The sequence below is a fragment of the Mycobacterium asiaticum genome (assembly GCF_001673365.1).
GTDB classification, from domain to species: Bacteria; Actinomycetota; Actinomycetes; order Mycobacteriales; family Mycobacteriaceae; genus Mycobacterium; species Mycobacterium asiaticum_A.
Map to the genome: position 1 here is coordinate 1 of NZ_LZLS01000153.1, position 13713 is coordinate 13713.

The 13713-nt window shown below is 66.6% G+C and carries 15 protein-coding genes and 2 pseudogenes; 12 read left to right on the top strand and 5 right to left on the bottom strand.

Features of this window, described 5'->3' with window-relative positions:
- A pseudogene (locus A5634_RS15765) lies at nucleotides 1-639 on the top strand (DNA polymerase III subunit gamma/tau); the annotation flags it as partial.
- Nucleotides 640-695: 56 nt separating this feature from the next.
- Nucleotides 696-1133, top strand: a complete 438-nt coding sequence (locus A5634_RS15770) for an SRPBCC family protein (protein WP_065144985.1) — start codon at nucleotides 696-698, stop codon at nucleotides 1131-1133.
- 28 nt (nucleotides 1134-1161) lie between these two features.
- Here the strand turns inward: A5634_RS15770 and A5634_RS15775 are convergent, their stop codons facing one another.
- On the bottom strand, nucleotides 1162-1899 hold the full coding sequence (locus A5634_RS15775) for an Rv3717 family N-acetylmuramoyl-L-alanine amidase (RefSeq protein ID WP_065144974.1): 738 nt from the start codon (nucleotides 1897-1899) through the stop codon (nucleotides 1162-1164).
- Between the two features lie 134 nt (nucleotides 1900-2033).
- Between A5634_RS15775 and A5634_RS15780 the strand changes: the two genes are divergently transcribed.
- The 3 genes from A5634_RS15780 (at nucleotide 2034) to A5634_RS15790 (ending at nucleotide 3589) form a co-directional block, all read left to right on the top strand.
- Nucleotides 2034-2393: a YbaB/EbfC family nucleoid-associated protein gene (locus A5634_RS15780; protein ID WP_065144975.1), complete on the top strand. Its 360-nt coding sequence runs from the start codon at nucleotides 2034-2036 to the stop codon at nucleotides 2391-2393.
- A gap of 11 nt (nucleotides 2394-2404) precedes the next feature.
- Nucleotides 2405-3016, top strand: coding sequence for a recombination mediator RecR (gene recR, locus A5634_RS15785; protein WP_065144976.1), 612 nt, complete (start codon nucleotides 2405-2407; stop codon nucleotides 3014-3016).
- 105 nt (nucleotides 3017-3121) lie between these two features.
- Nucleotides 3122-3589 carry a PE family protein gene (locus A5634_RS15790; RefSeq protein ID WP_065144977.1) on the top strand — a complete coding sequence of 156 codons (468 nt, stop codon included), beginning with the start codon at nucleotides 3122-3124 and terminating at the stop codon, nucleotides 3587-3589.
- Here A5634_RS15790 and A5634_RS15795 read toward each other — a convergent pair.
- Both A5634_RS15795 and A5634_RS15800 read right to left on the bottom strand, forming a co-directional pair.
- The gene (locus A5634_RS15795; RefSeq protein ID WP_065144978.1) at nucleotides 3575-4282 is read right to left on the bottom strand and encodes a type 1 glutamine amidotransferase; all 708 of its coding nucleotides are present in this window, start codon (nucleotides 4280-4282) and stop codon (nucleotides 3575-3577) included. The genes A5634_RS15790 and A5634_RS15795 overlap by 15 nt on opposite strands.
- Complete coding sequence (locus A5634_RS15800; protein ID WP_065144986.1) at nucleotides 4275-5504, bottom strand: Mur ligase family protein; 1230 nt, start codon at nucleotides 5502-5504, stop codon at nucleotides 4275-4277. Before A5634_RS15800 ends, A5634_RS15795 begins: the two co-directional genes overlap by 8 nt.
- Nucleotides 5505-5627: 123 nt before the next feature.
- Between A5634_RS15800 and A5634_RS15805 the strand changes: the two genes are divergently transcribed.
- The 3 genes from A5634_RS15805 to A5634_RS15815 all read left to right on the top strand — a co-directional run bounded on the left by A5634_RS15805 (nucleotide 5628) and on the right by A5634_RS15815 (nucleotide 7667).
- Nucleotides 5628-6620 (top strand): DEDDh family exonuclease, encoded by a 993-nt coding sequence (locus A5634_RS15805; protein WP_081290463.1) that lies wholly within the window; start codon nucleotides 5628-5630, stop codon nucleotides 6618-6620.
- Between the two features lie 98 nt (nucleotides 6621-6718).
- On the top strand, nucleotides 6719-7279 hold the full coding sequence (locus A5634_RS28285) for a hypothetical protein (RefSeq protein WP_065144979.1): 561 nt from the start codon (nucleotides 6719-6721) through the stop codon (nucleotides 7277-7279).
- 10 nt (nucleotides 7280-7289) lie between these two features.
- Nucleotides 7290-7667 carry a hypothetical protein gene (locus tag A5634_RS15815; RefSeq protein ID WP_065144980.1) on the top strand — a complete coding sequence of 126 codons (378 nt, stop codon included), beginning with the start codon at nucleotides 7290-7292 and terminating at the stop codon, nucleotides 7665-7667.
- 69 nt (nucleotides 7668-7736) lie between these two features.
- Here the strand turns inward: A5634_RS15815 and leuA are convergent, their stop codons facing one another.
- On the bottom strand, nucleotides 7737-9710 hold the full coding sequence (leuA, locus tag A5634_RS15820; RefSeq protein ID WP_065144981.1) for a 2-isopropylmalate synthase: 1974 nt from the start codon (nucleotides 9708-9710) through the stop codon (nucleotides 7737-7739).
- A gap of 371 nt (nucleotides 9711-10081) precedes the next feature.
- Between leuA and A5634_RS15825 the strand changes: the two genes are divergently transcribed.
- Nucleotides 10082-11347: an aspartate kinase gene (locus A5634_RS15825; protein ID WP_065144982.1), complete on the top strand. Its 1266-nt coding sequence runs from the start codon at nucleotides 10082-10084 to the stop codon at nucleotides 11345-11347.
- Nucleotides 11348-12403: an aspartate-semialdehyde dehydrogenase gene (locus A5634_RS15830; RefSeq protein ID WP_065144983.1), complete on the top strand. Its 1056-nt coding sequence runs from the start codon at nucleotides 11348-11350 to the stop codon at nucleotides 12401-12403. It abuts the gene before it with no gap.
- Here A5634_RS15830 and A5634_RS15835 read toward each other — a convergent pair.
- A complete protein-coding gene (locus A5634_RS15835) occupies nucleotides 12400-12837 on the bottom strand; it encodes a type II toxin-antitoxin system VapC family toxin (protein WP_253861658.1) in 438 nt (145 codons plus the stop codon). The two genes, A5634_RS15830 and A5634_RS15835, sit on opposite strands and share 4 nt — an antisense overlap.
- 297 nt (nucleotides 12838-13134) lie before the next feature.
- On the opposite strand from A5634_RS15835, the gene A5634_RS15840 reads away from it, so the two are divergent.
- Together A5634_RS15840 and A5634_RS29495 are read left to right on the top strand one after the other, a co-directional pair.
- Nucleotides 13135-13506 (top strand): hypothetical protein, encoded by a 372-nt coding sequence (locus A5634_RS15840; protein ID WP_172831715.1) that lies wholly within the window; start codon nucleotides 13135-13137, stop codon nucleotides 13504-13506.
- 130 nt (nucleotides 13507-13636) lie between these two features.
- A pseudogene (locus A5634_RS29495) lies at nucleotides 13637-13713 on the top strand (hypothetical protein); the annotation flags it as partial.

Here is a 13713-nt window from a genome sequence, read left to right on the forward strand (position 1 = left end):
GGCTCGGGGGCCCCAGCCCCAGCTGCGGCCCCCGAGCCCGCACCGGCACGCCCGGCGCCCGTGCGGCGCTCGAGCCAGCGGCCCGTGGCGGTGCCGCCGGAGCCGAAGCCCGAGCCCGCTCCGGCCCCCGAACCCAAGCCGGAACCGGTTGCGACGCCAGCGCCCGCCGCCTCCTCAGCCCCGGGCGAACTGAATGCCGCCGCGGTGCGCAGCATGTGGCCGACGGTGCGCGACAAGGTGCGCGAGCGCAGCCGCACCACCGCGGTGATGTTGTCGGGTGCCACCGTCCGCGCGGTCGAGGACAACACGCTGGTGTTGACGCACGAAGCGGCGCCGCTAGCTAAACGGCTGTCCGAACAACGCAATGCCGATGTCATCGTCGAGGCGCTCAAGGATGCCCTCGGAGTGAACTGGCGGGTGCGGTGCGAGACCGGGCCGCCGGCGGCAGCCGACCTCAGCGCGGCACCGGTACCAGTGAAAGAGGCTGTGCCAGAACAAGTTTCGGCTCAACGTGCCGAAGAGGAGAGCCTGCTCGCCGAAGCCGGCCGCGACGATCCGGCCGAACCGCGCCGCGACCCCGAAGAGGTGGCCCTCGAGTTGTTGCAAAACGAATTGGGTGCGCGCCGCATCGAAGGATAGGCCGCACATATCGTGGTCGGCGACAGCAGACCCGGAAAATTGAGGAGATGCACCTGATGGGACAGGTGAAAGCAGCCAGCACGGTTTTGATCCAGGCCGAGCCCGCGAAAGTGCTCGATGCAGTGGCGGACTATCAGACGGTCCGCCCGAAGATTCTTTCGCCTCAGTACAGCGAATATGAGGTGATCGAAGGCGGCAAGGGCCAGGGCACAGTAGCCAAGTGGCGGCTGCAGGCGACCGAATCGCGAGTGCGCAATGTGCAGGTCGACGTGGACGTCGCCGGTCACACCGTCATCGAGAAGGACGCCAATTCGTCGATGGTGATCAACTGGACGGTCGCTCCCGCGGGGCCCGGTTCCAGCGTCACCATGACGACCACCTGGACCGGCGCCGGTGGCGTCAAGGGCTTCTTCGAGAAGACGTTCGCACCGCTGGGCCTGAAGAAGATTCAGGGCGAGGTGCTCGACAACCTAAAGAACCAACTGGAGAGCTAGCGCGCCTGGCCCTGCGTGGCCAGGCGAGCTAGCGCGCCTGGCCCTGCGTGGCCAGGAACCCGGCGACACCGCGAACCAACGCGTCGGCGTACTTCTGGCGTCCCTCCGCGGACTCCATCAGCGCGGAGTCCGCGGGGTTCTTCATGTTGCCCAATTCGACCAGGATCGACGGGTACTGGGCCAGGTTCAGACCGGCCAAATCCGAGCGCCCGTACAGACCGCCCTGGCCGATGTAGGTGGCCGGTGTAAGACCCGAGGCCTGCAGCTGGTCGCGCATGACCCGCGCGAACTGCACCGACGGTCCGGACTGGGCCGCGTTGAGCGGCGGGGACGAGTAGTTGACGTGGAATCCCCGCCCGGAAGCCGGTCCGCCGTCCCCGTGCAAGCTGACGATGGCGTTGGGGTGCAGCGCATTGGCCATGCTGGCGCGCTCGTCCACGCACGGCCCCAACGCGTTGTCGTTGCCGCGCGACATGGCTGTGCGCACACCCAGCGCATTCAAAGCCGCGCGCAGTCGCAGCGCGGTGTCCCAGGTAAAGGTGTGCTCGGCGTATCCGCTGTTGGTCGACGTGCCGCTGGCCTGACAGTCTTTGGTGCCGCCCCGACCGGTGGGCACCTGGCGACCGATGGACGCGTCGTTGGACCCGTTGTGGCCCGGGTCGATAAACACGATCATGCCGGCGACGCTGCCCGGAGCGGCAAGTGCGGAGGGCATCAGCGGCGCCGAAAACGGCGCTGCGGCGGCGGCCAGCACGCCGATGACCATTGCAATCCCGACACGCAGCCTCAGTCGTACGTCCACTGCGTCAAGGTAACGCGGTGCCGACTACGCTGAATGTTTCAAATCGCCCGACAACCGCAGGCGAAACCAACTCGAGACCAAGATGCGAGGGGACTGTCATGCAACCCGGAGGCGATATGTCGCAACTGCTGGCCCAGGCGCAGCAGATGCAGCAGAAACTACTTGAAGCCCAACAGCAACTGGCGAACTCCGAGGTGCATGGTCAGGCCGGTGGCGGCCTGGTCAAGGTCGTCGTCAAAGGTAGCGGCGAGGTGATCGGCGTGACGATCGATCCCAAGGTGGTCAACCCCGATGACATCGAGACGCTGCAGGACCTGATTGTCGGCGCGATGAGCGATGCGTCCAAGCAGGTCACCCGCATGGCACAGGAGCGCCTGGGTGCACTGGCCGGCGGCATGCGGCCACCCGCGCCACCCACCGCCCCGCCGACACCGCCTCCCGGTGTGCCGGGGGTCTGAACTGCGTCAACATGTTTGAGGGACCGGTTCAGGATTTGATCGACGAGCTCGGCAAGCTGCCGGGCATCGGACCCAAGAGCGCGCAGCGCATCGCCTTCCACCTGTTGTCGGTGGAGCCGCCGGACATCGACCGGCTGACGGCCGTGCTGGGCAAGGTTCGCGACGGTGTGCGGTTCTGTGCGGTCTGCGGCAACGTCTCCGACGACGAGCGATGCCGGATCTGCGCCGACCCGCGCCGCGACGGCACGCTGGTGTGCGTGGTCGAGGAGCCCAAAGATATTCAGGCCGTCGAGCGCACCCGCGAATTCCGCGGCCGCTATCACGTCCTGGGTGGGGCGCTCGATCCGTTGTCCGGGATCGGTCCCGAGCAACTGCGCATCCGCGAATTGTTGACGCGCATCGGCGAGCGGGTCGATGACGTCGACATCACCGAGGTGATCATCGCGACCGATCCGAACACCGAGGGTGAGGCGACCGCCACCTATCTGGTCCGGATGCTGCGGGATATCCCCGGTCTCACGGTTACGCGAATCGCGTCCGGTCTGCCGATGGGCGGTGATCTGGAGTTCGCCGACGAGCTGACGCTGGGCCGGGCGCTCACCGGCCGCCGTGCCATGGCTTAAGAACTCCACCGGAATCGTTTTGATAACGCTTCTGCATCGATGAACGAATGATCTACTGAGCGGCTGGCGGGGCTCGGATCCGAAATCGTGGCAGAAGGGACGGCGATGTCGTTTGTAAGCGCAAAACCGGAATTGCTTGAGGCGGCATCGGCGAATCTGGCGGAGATCGGTTCGACACTCTCGGCCACGAACGCGTTCGTGGCCGCGCCGACGGTAAGCGTTCCGGCGCCTGGCACCGACAGCGTGTCGGCGGCGATCTCGGCGCTATTCGGCTGGCACGGCCACGCGTATCAGCAGTTGAGCGCGCAAGCGGGTGCGTTTCACGACCAATTTGTACAGCTGCTCCGCGCGGGTGCGCGCTCCTACGCGACCGTCGACGCGGCGAACGAGGCGGCGTTGCAGGCCGAAACGGTGGTCGGTATGGCACCCGCAGTGGCCGGGCCCGCGGCGGCCGCCGGGCCGGTAGTGGCCGCAGAGACCGCGATCACCCCGGCGCTGGCCACCGATACCCCGCTCTACGCCGCACTGGCCAACAGCCCCGCATTCGCGGATCTGGGGCTAGCGGGCGCTTAGCCGCTCGCGGCGCAGCAGGTCAACTTCCGGCAGCTGCAGCGCAGGCAACTCGCCCACTACCTGGGTGAGTAAGTGGTCGGACAGTTCCGGGTTGCGCGCCAAGCACGGCCCATGCATGTACGTCGCGATCACGCTGCCCTGAACCACGCCGTCGTAGCCGTCGCCCGCGCGATTGCCCGCCCCCTTGCTGACCGCCGCCAGTGGCGACGCCGCGGGTCCCAGCACGGTGCCGCCCCGATGGTTCTCAAACCCCGTCAGCTGCTGCGTCAACCCATCTATCAGCGGCTTGGACACCACTTCGCCGATGGTTCGGCTGTCCTGCGGCGAGGTCGTCGCATCCAACATGCCGACGCCATTCACCCGTTCCCCAGACGACGTCTCGTACCAATGCCCGAGCACCTGTACGGCCGCGCAGATCGCCAGCACCGGCGCGCCTCGCTCGGCCGCGCGCTGTAACCCCGGGTACCGGATCAGGTGCTTGGTGGCCAAGCGCTGCGCATAGTCCTCCGCGCCGCCGAGCGTGTAGAGATCCAATGAGTCGGGCACGGGGTCGGCCAGCGTGATTTCGACGATCTCGGCGTCGATGTCGCGCAACCGCAGTCGTTGCCGCAGCACCACTGCGTTGCCGCCGTCGCCGTAGGTGCCCATGACGTCGGGCAAGACCAGCCCGATCCGCACTCGCGACTCAACCATGCCGCGCCAACCGCCGGTTGAGCTGCAGGAATGCCGTGTAGTTGGCGACGACCTCCACCCGCCCAGGTGGACAGGACGCGATCGCGGCGACCGTGTCGTGCACCAGCGTGTGCTCGACGCCGGCGTAGCCCAACCGCACCGCGAGATCGGTGCCGCGCTCGCCGGCAGCCACCACCTCGGTTTTTTCGAAATGTTCGAATCGCACATCCCACAGCCAGGACAGATCTTCGCCGTCGGGCACCTGGCCGTTGACGGCGATCACGACGCCGTCGGCGTCCTTGTCCACCATCGACAACGCTTCCTGCCAGCCGGCCGGGTTCTTGGCCAGCAGGATCCGCACCTCGTGCGCGCCGATGCGCACGGTCCGATACCGGCCCGCGACCTCGTCGACCTGCGCCACCGCGGCAACCGCCTTGGCGGGCTCGGCACCGAGGGCTACCGCGGCCGCAACGGCCTGAGCGGCGTTGCCCCGGTTCACCGCGCCCGGCAGCGCCAGCTGCATCGGCAGCGTCAGCCCGTCGGGTCCGTAGAGGCTGTGCTCGTCGAACCACCAATGCGGGCTGGGCCGTTTGAAATCCGCGCCGGTGGAGTACCAGTGGCCGGGTTCGCGGACGATGACTTCGCCGCTGCGCGGACAGCTCACCGAGTCGTTCGACCACGAACCGCCGGCGGCCACCCACACCACGTTCGGACTGTCGTAGGCCGCCGAAGTCATCAGCACGTCGTCGCAGTTGGCCACCACGACCGCTTTCGGATGCGCCGCCAGACCGGCTCGCAGGGTGCGCTCGATGACGTTGATCTCACCGACCCGGTCCAGCTGATCGCGGGAGAGGTTCAGCAGCACGACGGCGGACGGTTCGACGGCATCCGACACGTGCGGCACGTGCATCTCGTCGACCTCGAGGGCCGCCAAGTCCGCGCGGCGGTTGGCCGCCAGGGCGGCCACCAGGCCCGCGTCCATATTGGCACCTTCGGCGTTGGTCGCCACCTCCCCGACGGTCTGCAAAGCGGCCGCTGTCATCCGGGTGGTCGTCGACTTGCCGTTGGTGCCGGTGACGATGACCGTGCGCCGGCCGGCGCCGAGTTGGCGCAGTACCGAGCGGTCCAGCGTCATCGCGACCAACCCACCGATCATCGCCCCGGCTCCGCGGCCGGTGACTCGCGATGCCCACCGTGCGCTTGCCCCGGCGGCAAGGGCCAAACGTGCTCGGGCGGTGATCACCCGGGTGAGTTTAAAGGGCGATCGCAAGCTCGGCGCTTCGTCGCCGAGTGCAAGCTCACCGGAAAAGCCGACACGATGCGTCAGCGAACCTGAGATGTCGGTTCGTCGTGCCATCCTCAAGCCATGAACGGGATGTCCTGGGGACGGCCTGCACGTGAGCCGGACGGGGGATGGGCCGTCATCGACGTGGAGACCTCAGGTTTTCGCCCAGGTCAGGCCCGGGTCATCAGCGTGGCCGCGCTGGGTCTGGACGCGGCCGGGCAAGTCGAACAATCCGTGGTCAGCCTGCTCAATCCCGGCGTGGACCCCGGTCCGACGCACGTCCACGGCCTGACGGCCGCGATGCTGGAAGATCAGCCGCAATTCGCCGACATCGTCGACGACCTGATCGAGGTGCTGCGCGGCCGCACGTTGGTGGCGCACAACGTCGCGTTCGACTATTCGTTCCTGTCCGCCGAGGCCGAGCTGGCCGAGGCTGAATTGCCCGTCGACTCCGTCATGTGCACGGTCGAGCTGGCTCGGCGGCTCGAGCTCGACGTCGACAACCTGCGGTTGGAGACCCTTGCCTCGCACTGGGGTGTGACCCAGGAGCGTCCGCACGACGCGTTCGACGACGCGATGGTGTTGACCGGGGTGCTGGCCGCGGCGTTGGAGCGCGCGCGTGCTCGTGACATCTGGTTGCCGGTGCACCCGGTGACACGGCGTCGGTGGCCCAACGGCAGGGTGACCCACGACGAGTTGCGGCCGCTCAAGGCGCTCGCGGCGCGGATGCCGTGCCCGTATCTCAACCCCGGGCGGTTCGTCCGTGGGCGGCCGTTGGTCCAGGGCATGCGCGTGGCGTTGGCCGCGGAGGTGGGTCGTACCCACGAGGAACTCGTCGAGCGGATCCTGTACGCGGGGTTGGCATACAGCGACGACGTCGACCGGGAGACGTCGCTGGTGGTTTGCAACGAGGCCGCTCCCGTGCAGGGCAAGGGATACCACGCCGTGCAGCTGGGGGTGCCGGTGCTTTCCGACGCGCAATTCATGGACGGCGTGTGTTCGGTGGTGCGCGGCAGAAGCATGGAGCATTTTGCCGATTCCACGCTGGTAGACGAGCAGTTCGCGCTGTTCTGACGGCCGCTTTCACAGCCCGCTTCCGGCGCGCATTTGCATGTTGACGTTTGTGCCGACACGGGTCGGGCTATTCGACATATGTTCGAAAGGAGCCCGAAATGCCCGTATGGGAAACGATTTTGATCGTGGCTTCCGTCGTCGTCGTGGTCGCCCTGCTGATCGTCGGGGTCACTTACCTGAGCGGGCGCCGCAAGAGCGAGCGCCTGAAGAAGCACTACGGTGCCGAGTACGAGCGTCTGGTCGCCGAAACCGGGGGACAGAAGACGGCGGAGCGAGAACTCGTCAGCCGGGAGCGCAAGCGGGAGAAACTCGACATCGTCCCGTTGTCGCAGTCGGCACTTGCCAACTACACGACTCGCTGGCAGCAGGTGCAGACCGCCTTCGTCGACAACCCCGCGACCGCCGTCGGCGTTGCCGACCGGTTGGTCACAGAGGTGATGCGCGACCGCGGCTATCCGGTCGACGATTTCGAGCGGCGGGCCGCCGACATCTCGGTGGATCATCCGCAGATCGTCGAGAACTATCGCGCCGCGCACGGTGTCCACATGTCCCAGCAGCGCAGTGAGGTCAGTACCGAAGAGCAGCGCGAAGCGTTCGTGCACTACCGGGCACTGTTCGAGAAGTTGCTCGAAACCGAAACAGGCAAGCGCACAGCTTAGGAGGCGCGCAATGACTATTCACGATCAACACACTGACGAAGTCGCGGCAGCGGAGCAGCAATCCAGCGAAACCGCCGCCCCTGCCAAGCCCGAGCCGACGCGAGCTGAAACGTCAACGGCGGAAACGCTTTTCGCCGACGCGGAGCTGGCAGATCTGCGAGGTCGTTGGGCCGGTGTGCAGGCGGCTTTCGTCGACGATCCCAAGGACTGCGTGCAGAAGGCTGACGGACTGGTCTCCGACGTGGTCGAGCAGCTTACGACCGGGTTTGCCCACGCCCGATCGAGATTGGAAGAGCAGTGGGCACGCGGCGAGGAAGTGTCTACCGAGGACCTACGGCAGGCGCTGATGCAGTACCGCGAATTCTTCGAGCGCCTCCTCGCGGTGTAACCAGACCAGCGGGTCCGGCCTCCTACCCCGACCCCGGCGGGCCGGGCCCGCCCCAGCTTTCTTCGGAATTTAGCGGCTAGCCCGATTGACCGCCGACACCACGGCCCGCAACGACGCGGTGGTGATCGACGGCGCAATACCCACGCCCCACACGGTCCTGCCAGCGACCGAACCTGATGGGCCGCGACCCGCTTCGCCCGGCTCCGCCGCGCTCGCGATCGCGACCGAACCTGATGGGCCGCGACCCGCTTCGCCCGGCTCCGCCGCGCTCGCGATCGCGACCGAACCTGATGGGCCGCGACCCGCTTCGCCCGGCTCCGCCGCGCTCGCGATCGCGACCGAAACCTCGACGTAAGCGGCAGCCTGGGCGTCGTCGCCCGCACTCATCGCGTGTTCGGAGTAATCCAGCACTGCCACATCGAATCCGACCGTGCTCAGCGCGTCGACAAACGCAGCAAGCGGCCCGTTGCCCGCTCCGCTGATCTCGGTCTCCACACCGTCGATCTTGACGGTGGCGGTGATGCTGGTGGTCCCGGTGTCCTCCTCCGGTGCATCCACCCGCTGCTTGATGCGTTCCAGCGGCAGAACCGGAGCCAAATACTCCTCGGAGAAGGCTTCCCACATCTCTTTGGGGGATACCTCGCCGCCCTCGCCGTCGGCCATCTTTTGGATGACCTGCGAGAACTCGATCTGCAGCCGCCGCGGCAGGGCCAGGCCGTGGTCGGCCTTCATGATGTAGGCCACCCCGCCCTTGCCGGATTGCGAGTTGACCCGGATCACCGCTTCGTAGGTGCGGCCGACGTCCTTGGGGTCGATCGGCAGATACGGCACCTGCCACAACATGTCGTCCATGTCGACGTCCGCGGCGTCCGCATCTACTTTCATCGCGTCCAGGCCCTTATTGATGGCGTCCTGGTGGCTGCCGGAGAACGCGGTGTAGACCAGGTCGCCCCCGTAGGGATGGCGCTCGTGGACCGGCAGCTGGTTGCAGTACTCGACCGTGCGCCGGATCTCGTCGATGTTGGAGAAGTCGATCTGCGGGTCGACGCCGCGGGAGAACAGGTTCAGCCCCAGCGTCACCAGGCAGACGTTGCCAGTGCGCTCGCCGTTGCCGAACAGGCACCCCTCGATTCGGTCGGCGCCGGCTTGGTAGCCCAATTCGGCTGCGGCGACGGCGGTTCCGCGGTCATTGTGGGGGTGCAGGCTCAGGATGACCGACTCCCGGTTGGCCAGGTTGCGGCTCATCCACTCGATCGAGTCGGCGTAGACGTTCGGCGTGGCCATCTCGACTGTGGCCGGCAGGTTGAAGATGATCGGGTTCTCCGGCGTCGGTCCGATGATCTCGCCGACGGCGTCGCACACCTGCTTGGCGTACTCCAACTCGGTCCCGGTGTAGGACTCCGGTGAGTACTCGAACCGCCACCGGGTGCCTGGATATTTGGCCGCTTCCTCGACGCACTTGCGGGCGCCGTCGGTGGCGATGGCTTGCACCGCGGCCCGGTCGGCTCGGAAAACCACGCGTCGCTGCAGGATCGACGTGGAGTTGTAGAAGTGCACGATAACGTTTCTGGCGCCCTCGCACGCCTCGAACGTGCGCTCGATCAGCTCGGGCCGGCATTGGGTCAGCACCTGGATGGTGACGTCGTCGGGGATGGCACCGTCGGTGATGATGTCGCGGACGAAGTCGAAGTCGGTCTGGCTGGCCGAGGGGAAGCCGACCTCGATCTCCTTGTAACCCATGCGCACCAGCAGGTCGAACATGCGGCGTTTGCGGGCCGGGCTCATCGGGTCGATCAGCGCCTGGTTGCCGTCGCGCAGGTCTACCGCGCACCACATCGGCGCGTTTTCGATAACCCGGTCGGGCCAGGTGCGGTCGGCGACCCGCACGGGCTCGACCTCGTCGGCGAATGGGCGGTACCGGTCGACCGGCATTGACGTGCCGCGTTGTGGATTCCACGCGGGCTGGCCGGGCCGCGGCGGGCCGGCGGGTTTGACGATGGTGCGTGCCGATACGTAGGCGTCGGGCGAATCGGGATTGGTCACGGTTGGTGCTCCTGGGGATGAGAGAGAGGAACCTCAGACCGGCGCATCGCGAACACCCGCGACGGGAGGCCGGTCTGGATCAGACCCCGTCGCGGCGTCCGAGAAGGAGCACCCGCTGCACGTTGTGCACTCTACCGCGATCGGCTGCCTGGACAAAAAGCATCGCGTGTGCAGTGACGGCTCCGACGGTGCATCCACGGTGGGGAAAACGCGAAATCGCCGCCGTGACGGCACTGGCGAAGCCGTGCATGCACACTCGAATCCCTGGGGGCCCACTCGATGCCTGGTCGGCGCCGGATTAATCGAGATGCGCCGGCACGTATTCTGTTGTGGACTTAAATCCAGGACAATCCCGAGACAGGAACAGATCAGTGGCGCTCGTCGTGCAGAAGTACGGCGGATCGTCGGTGGCCGACGCCGACCGGATCCGCCGCGTTGCCGAGCGGATCGTCGAGACCAAAAAGCAGGGCAACGACGTCGTCGTCGTGGTTTCTGCGATGGGCGACACCACCGACGACCTGATGGATCTGGCCCAACAGGTCTGCCCGGTCCCGCCGCCGCGCGAACTCGACATGCTGCTGACCGCTGGCGAGCGCATCTCGAACGCGCTGGTTGCCATGGCGATCGAATCGCTGGGCGCGCACGCCCGATCGTTCACCGGTTCCCAAGCCGGCGTCATCACCACCGGCACGCACGGCAACGCCAAGATCATCGACGTCACGCCGGGCCGGTTGCAGGCCGCGCTCGACGAGGGTCGCATCGTGCTGGTCGCCGGGTTCCAGGGCGTCAGTCAGGACACCCGCGACGTCACCACTCTGGGCCGGGGCGGCTCGGACACGACGGCCGTGGCGCTGGCCTCCGCATTGGGCGCCGACGTGTGCGAGATATACACCGACGTGGACGGCATCTTCAGTGCGGACCCGCGGATTGTGCCCAACGCCCGCAAGCTCGACACCGTCACCTTCGAGGAGATGCTCGAGATGGCCGCGTGCGGCGCCAAGGTGCTGATGCTGCGTTGCGTGGAATACGCCCGGCGGTACGAACTTCCGGTGCATGTCCGGTCTTCGTACTCGGATAGGCCGGGCACCGTCGTTGTCGGATCGATCAAGGACATATCCATGGAAGACCCCATCCTGACCGGAGTCGCGCACGACCGCAGCGAGGCCAAAGTGACCGTGGTGGGTCTGCCCGACATCCCGGGTTACGCGGCCAAGGTGTTCCGGGCCGTCGCCGACGCCGACGTGAACATCGACATGGTGCTGCAGAACGTGTCAAAGATCGAGGACGGCAAGACCGACATCACGTTCACCTGCTCACGCGACAGTGGCCCGACCGCGGTGGCCAAGCTCGATTCGCTCCAAGAGGAGATCGGCTTCACTCAGCTCCTCTACGACGACCACATCGGCAAGGTGTCGCTGATCGGTGCCGGCATGCGCAGCCACCCAGGTGTCACGGCGACGTTCTGTGAGGCGCTGGCCGCGGTCGGTGTCAACATCGAGTTGATCTCCACTTCCGAGATCCGAATCTCGGTGCTGTGTCGCGACACGGAACTAGACAAGGCCGTTGTCGCGTTGCACGAGGCGTTCGGGCTCGGCGGCGCAGAGGAGGCCACGGTGTACGCGGGAACGGGACGTTAGATGGTCGCCCGTCAGCCTTCAGTAGGAGTAGTCGGCGCCACCGGCCAGGTGGGACAGGTGATGCGCACCCTGCTCGACGAGCGCGATTTCCCCGCCAGCTCGGTGCGGTTCTTCGCCTCGGCCCGATCGCAGGGCCGCAAGCTGGCGTTTCGCGGGCAGGAAATCGAAGTCGAGGACGCCGAGACCGCCGACCCGACCGGCCTGGACATCGCACTGTTCTCAGCAGGCGGGGCCATGTCGAAGGTGCAGGCGCCGCGGTTCGCCGCCGCCGGGGTGACGGTGATCGACAACTCGTCGGCGTGGCGCAAGGACCCCGACGTTCCGTTGGTGGTCTCCGAGGTGAACTTCGACCGGGACGTGGTCGATCGCCGAGCGCTCAAGAAGGGCATCATCGCCAACCCGAATTGCACCACCATGGTCGCGATGCCGGTGCTCAAGGTGCTGCACGAGGAAGCCCAGCTGTTGCGCATCGTGGTGTCGAGCTATCAAGCCGTGTCAGGCAGCGGGCTGGCTGGTGTCGACGAGTTGGCGGTCCAGGCGCGTGCGGTGATCGACGACGCCGAGCAACTCGTGCATGACGGAAATGCGCTCGACTTCCCGGCGCCCAGCAAGTACGTCGCGCCGATCGCGTTCAACGTGCTGCCGCTGGCGGGATCGCTGGTGGACGACGGCTCCGGCGAAACCGACGAGGATCAGAAGCTGCGCTTCGAAAGCCGCAAGATCCTCGGTATACCGGAGCTGCTGGTCAGCGGCACTTGTGTGCGGGTTCCGGTGTTCACCGGCCACTCCTTGTCGATCAACGCCGAATTCGCCCGGCCAATCTCGCCGGAGCGGGCCCACGAACTCCTCGACGGCGCACTCGGCGTGCAGCTGGTTGACGTGCCGACGCCGTTGGCGGCGGCCGGGATCGACGACTCGCTGGTCGGCCGCATCCGGCAGGACCCGGGCGTGCCGGAAGGCAGGGGCTTGGCGCTGTTCGTATCGGGGGACAACCTGCGTAAGGGTGCGGCGTTGAACACGATCCAGATCGCCGAGCTGCTGGCCGCACAGTTCTAGCTACCCACGACCTCGATCCTGCAGGTGGGTCCGTGAGCGCGTGCAAGCCGTGCGTCCAGCGTGAGCAGGGTCGCATCGAATGCTTCCGCGAGTGCCACGTAGAACGCGTCCCACCCCCGGATGGAGTCCCTGAGTTGCCACGCCCGATCTAGTAGCCAGCGGTGTCCGTACCGATCACCCGGCCAGTCGCGCAGGTCGGCCACGGCTTGTGCCGCGGCGGTGCTGTCCAGCCGGCCACGCTGGTGCTGGGCACGGATAACACCCAGCACCTCGACATCGATCACCTGGGGAGCAATTTGGTCGGCATCCGCGGCGAGACGGGCCGCAATCTCCTCAGATCGCGGCGTATCGGCCACGACCTCGAACAAGCACGAGGCATCAACGACGAGCATCGGGCCACTCGCCGCGCCACTCATCGAGGGTCGCCAAGACATCCGCGGTGGATACCGCGGATGGTCGACGCCCAGTGCGTGCCAACCACTGTGCAATCGACGGCCGCGAAGCGAGCCGGGTAGCTTCGCGTCGCAGGAGTTCGGGCACGGTAATGCCTTCTTCGCCGGCGCGGCGTTGTAATCCTGCATAAACTTCGTCGTCAATGTCGCGGATCTGAACCGTCTTAGGCATACGCGCACCGTATCATGCGTTCCTGCATGAATGCTGGTGAGCGGCCGAGTCGCTCACAGCTGCTACATAACCAGCGCATAGCGGCCACTACTGGTTGCCCCGGCATCATGCGAGTCATGAGCGAAATTCCTGACACTCCAACCACGCGGACTTCTACCGCCGTAGCGCCGCCCGCAGAACGTGTGGAACACCGCACCCCGAGGGTCTTCAAGGCCGCGGCGTGGGTGGCCATCGTCGCCGGCGTCGTCTTCATCATCTCGGTCATCTTCTTCACCGGCTTCCGGCTGGGTCTGATGAGTGGCGGACACGGCGGTCACCACCGCCATCACCACAAGCACCACCCGGCGATGTTCCACCGCACCGGGTTCCCCAACGGCGGTGCACCGTCGGTCAGTCCGGGCACCGGGCCCGGCGGACCCAGCCAGGTGCCGTCCTCGGTGGCACCATCGGTCACTCCCTCGCCGACACCCGGCCGCTAACCCCGTCAACCATTAGCCCGGCGCTCCGCAGAGCGCCGGGCTACATCAATTCATGGCATCTTTGTCCGGCTATCCCTTTACCCTGTTGCAGGGCTGAGCGATGCTCGAAGACATGAGTGATGCAGCACCACCCCAACCGTTCTTTGCGCCGATCGCCGCCGTGGTGTGCATGTCGGCGTCCAACGTGATGCGCGCGAGACGGGCCGG

Excerpts from the sequence above, each read along its gene's own strand:
- A5634_RS15790 (WP_065144977.1), top strand. The coding sequence starts at position 3,122 with ATGTCGTTTGTAAGCGCAAAACCGGAATTGCTTGAGGCGGCATCGGCG.
- A5634_RS15780 (WP_065144975.1), top strand. The coding sequence starts at position 2,034 with ATGCAACCCGGAGGCGATATGTCGCAACTGCTGGCCCAGGCGCAGCAG.
- A5634_RS15805 (WP_081290463.1), top strand. The coding sequence starts at position 5,628 with ATGAACGGGATGTCCTGGGGACGGCCTGCACGTGAGCCGGACGGGGGA.
- A5634_RS28285 (WP_065144979.1), top strand. The coding sequence starts at position 6,719 with ATGCCCGTATGGGAAACGATTTTGATCGTGGCTTCCGTCGTCGTCGTG.
- A5634_RS15775 (WP_065144974.1), bottom strand. The coding sequence starts at position 1,899 with ATGGTCATCGGCGTGCTGGCCGCCGCCGCAGCGCCGTTTTCGGCGCCG.
- A5634_RS15835 (WP_253861658.1), bottom strand. The coding sequence starts at position 12,837 with ATGTCTTGGCGACCCTCGATGAGTGGCGCGGCGAGTGGCCCGATGCTC.
- recR (WP_065144976.1), top strand. The coding sequence starts at position 2,405 with ATGTTTGAGGGACCGGTTCAGGATTTGATCGACGAGCTCGGCAAGCTG.
- A5634_RS15795 (WP_065144978.1), bottom strand. The coding sequence starts at position 4,282 with ATGGTTGAGTCGCGAGTGCGGATCGGGCTGGTCTTGCCCGACGTCATG.
- A5634_RS15815 (WP_065144980.1), top strand. The coding sequence starts at position 7,290 with ATGACTATTCACGATCAACACACTGACGAAGTCGCGGCAGCGGAGCAG.
- A5634_RS15840 (WP_172831715.1), top strand. The coding sequence starts at position 13,135 with ATGCGAGTCATGAGCGAAATTCCTGACACTCCAACCACGCGGACTTCT.
- A5634_RS15830 (WP_065144983.1), top strand. The coding sequence starts at position 11,348 with ATGGTCGCCCGTCAGCCTTCAGTAGGAGTAGTCGGCGCCACCGGCCAG.
- A5634_RS15770 (WP_065144985.1), top strand. The coding sequence starts at position 696 with ATGGGACAGGTGAAAGCAGCCAGCACGGTTTTGATCCAGGCCGAGCCC.